This window comes from Mycobacterium sp. (assembly GCF_049608025.1).
Lineage (GTDB): Bacteria > Actinomycetota > Actinomycetes > Mycobacteriales > Mycobacteriaceae > Mycobacterium.
Genome location: NZ_JBMYXC010000105.1, coordinates 1 through 3,295, shown reverse-complemented (window position 1 = coordinate 3,295; position 3,295 = coordinate 1). Strand labels below are relative to the sequence as shown.

General features: G+C 68.8%; 3 protein-coding genes and 1 pseudogene. All 4 read left to right on the top strand.

The window, feature by feature from the left end:
* On the top strand, positions 1-884 hold an 884-nt coding region (locus ACPGXI_RS17845; RefSeq protein WP_526655340.1), incomplete at its 5' end, for an FHA domain-containing protein.
* A 103-nt stretch (positions 885-987) separates the two neighbouring features.
* Positions 988-1,455: an FHA domain-containing protein FhaB/FipA gene (locus ACPGXI_RS17840; RefSeq protein WP_526655338.1), complete on the top strand. Its 468-nt coding sequence runs from the start codon at positions 988-990 to the stop codon at positions 1,453-1,455.
* The gene (locus ACPGXI_RS17835; protein WP_526655336.1) at positions 1,452-3,020 is read left to right on the top strand and encodes a PP2C family protein-serine/threonine phosphatase; all 1,569 of its coding nucleotides are present in this window, start codon (positions 1,452-1,454) and stop codon (positions 3,018-3,020) included. Before ACPGXI_RS17840 ends, ACPGXI_RS17835 begins: the two co-directional genes overlap by 4 nt.
* Positions 3,017-3,295: pseudogene (locus tag ACPGXI_RS17830) on the top strand (cell division protein FtsW); the annotation flags it as partial. The gene ACPGXI_RS17835 and the pseudogene ACPGXI_RS17830, both read left to right, overlap by 4 nt.

Here is a 3,295-nt window from a genome sequence, read left to right as displayed (position 1 = left end):
CCGAAGACGAGCGTCGCCCCCGTCCCGAGGACCAGCGCCAGCATCCCCCTGCCGAGCAGGGCGGCTACCCACCGCAGGGCGAGCCCAACTATCCGCCCCGTGGCGGTTACCCGGGACCGGGCGGCGGATACCCCGACCAAGGCGGCTACCCAGGCCACGGATACCCGCCTCCGGGCTACGAGCAACGGCCTCCCCCCGGCTACGGCCCACCGCAAGGCGGCTACCCCGACCAGGGCTATCGCCAGGCACCTCCGGGTTACGGTCCGCCCCCCGGCGGGCAACCCGGGTACGACTACGGCCGCCCCCCCGGCCGGCACGAAGAAGGCGGTTACGCCCCCCCGGGCCGCCCCGCCTACCCCGACCAGGGCGGGTATCCCGACCAGGGCGGATATCCCGACCAGGGCGGATATCCCGATCAAGGCGGATATCCCGATCAGGGCGGGTATCCCGACCAGGGATACGGCCCGCAGGGCGGCCAGCCTTACCGTCAGGAATACGCCCAGCCCGATTACGGACGCTACGGCGAGGAACCGGCCCCGGCCGGCTACGCCGACCAGGGTTACGGGGAGGGCCAGGGCGACTACTCCTCGGCTGCGGGATCGGCGGTCACGCTACAACTCGACGACGGCAGCGGGCGCACTTACCAGCTACGTGAGGGCGCCAATGTGATCGGTCGCGGGCAAGACGCCCAGTTCCGGCTACCCGACACGGGAGTGTCCCGTAGGCACACGGAGATCCGCTGGGACGGGCAGGTCGCGCTATTGTCAGACCTCAACTCCACCAATGGCACGACGGTGAACAACGCTCCGGTACAGGAGTGGCAGCTGGCCGACGGCGACGTCATCCGGCTCGGACACTCCGAAATCATCGTCCGCGTTCACTGAGGGTCGACCGCTCGAGAGGAGCGGTCTGCTGCTTGGCCCTCGCGTCGACCGCCACCCAAGTATGGTGACGGTGCCGAAAGGACGGGGACGGAGAGGACGTCAGATGCAGGGGCTGGTTCTGCAGCTGACCCGTGTCGGCTTCTTGCTGCTGCTGTGGTTGTTCATCTGGTCGGTGCTGCGAATCCTGCGCAACGACATATACGCGCCCACGGGCACGGTGATGATGCGGCGCGGGCTGGCACTACGCGGGTCGCTCCTGCCCAACCGCGGCCGCAGAAACATCCCCCGCCAACTGGTGGTCATCGAAGGCGCGCTGAAGGGCACCCGCATCCCGCTGGGCACCCAACCGGTACTGATCGGTCGCGCCGATGACTCCGCGCTGGTGCTGACCGACGATTATGCGTCGACGCGTCACGCGAGGCTCTCGCCCCGAGGTCCGGAATGGTACGTCGAGGACCTTGGGTCGACCAACGGCACCTACCTCGACAGGGCGAAGGTGACGACAGCCGTACGAGTCCCGATGGGCACGCCGGTGCGGATCGGCAAGACCGTCATCGAGCTACGCCCATGACACTGGTGCTTCGCTACGCCGCACGCAGCGACCGCGGGCTGGTGCGGGCCAACAACGAGGATTCGGTCTATGCCGGTGCCCGCCTGCTGGCGCTCGCCGACGGTATGGGTGGCCACGCTGCCGGGGAAGTGGCCTCGCAACTGGTGATTGCCGCCCTGGCCCACCTGGACGACGACGAACCCGGCGGCGATCTGCTCAGCAAGCTCAGCGCCGCGGTCCGAGAGGGCAACTCGGCCATCGCCGAGCACGTGGAGGCCGATCCCGAGCTCGACGGCATGGGTACCACGCTCACCGCAATCCTGTTCGCGGGCAATCGCCTCGGTCTGGTGCACATCGGCGATTCGCGCGGCTACCTGCTGCGCGACGGCGAACTCACCCAGATCACCAAGGACGACACCTTCGTTCAGACGCTGGTCGACGAGGGCCGTATCACCGCCGAGGAAGCCCACAGCCACCCGCAACGATCGCTGATCATGCGCGCCTTGACCGGTCACGAGGTGGAGCCGACGCTGATCATGCGGGAGGCCCACGCCGGTGACCGCTATCTGCTGTGCTCCGACGGCCTCTCTGATCCGGTCAGTCACGAGACCATCCTGGAGGCGATGCAGATCGAGGACGTCGCCGAAAGTGCCGACCGGCTCATCGAGTTGGCCCTGCGCGGCGGTGGACCAGACAACGTCACCGTGGTGGTGGCCGAGGTCGTCGATTACGAATACGGCCAGACCCAACCCATCCTGGCGGGCGCGGTGTCCGGCAACGATGATCAGAGCGCCCCGCCCAACACCGCGGCCGGTCGCGCATCGGCGTTCAACCCCAAGCGGAATGTGGCCAAACGCGTCGTGCCGCCACCTGAAGAGCCACCGCCGCGACCCCGGTCCCGGCGCCCCATCGTCATCGCCGCCGCCGTGGCCGTCGTGGTCGTGCTGGCAGGACTGGCGATCGGGCGCGAGATCGTGCGCAATAACTACTACGTCAGCGACCACGACGGCACCGTCTCGATATTGCGGGGTGTCCAAGGCTCCTTTCTCGGAGTCGCACTGCAGGAGCCTTATCTTCTCGGCTGTCTGAACGGCCGCGACGAGCTGTCCCTCATCAGCGCGAGCCAGCCCCTGGACAACCTGGGCTGCGGCCTCCTCGCCGTCGAAGATATGCGCCCCTCCGCGCGCGCCCAGGTAATCGCAGGTCTTCCGTCGGGGTCGCTGGACGACGCCATCAGCCAGATCGAAGAACTCGCCCGCACCTCGGTTCTGCCGGTCTGCGCACCGCCCACCCCGACATCCGCCGCCCCGAGCACACCCTCTGCGACGCCCCCCTCCTCTCTGCTTCCCACCACCCCGCCGACCACCGCTCGCTCACCGGAAAATCCTGGCTCGCGCGGTGGTCCGGATACCCGTGCGCCGGCAGCCCCCCGCACGGTCACCAACTCCCCCACCCCCACACCCACGCCCACACCGTCCCCGTCACCGTCCCCGCCGACCTCGCCGACCTCGCCGACCTCGCAGACCGTGACCGCGCTCCCGCCCCCACCACCTGAGCCGGGAACGAACTGCAGGGAAGTGTCGTGACGACGCAGCCGCAAGCTCCCGTCGCGGTGACGCCTCCCCTGCCGACCCGGCGCAACGCCGAGCTTTTTCTGCTCGGCTTCGCCGCGTTGATCACCACCGTGGCGCTGCTGCTCGTCGAGGCCAATCAAGAGCAGGGCCTGGGCTGGAATCTGGCCCAGTACACCGTGGCGTACCTGGCACTGTTCGCCGGCGCGCATTTGGCGGTGCGCCGGTTCGCTCCCTACGCCGATCCACTGCTCCTGCCGCTGGTGGCGGTGCTGAACGGCCTGGGGCTG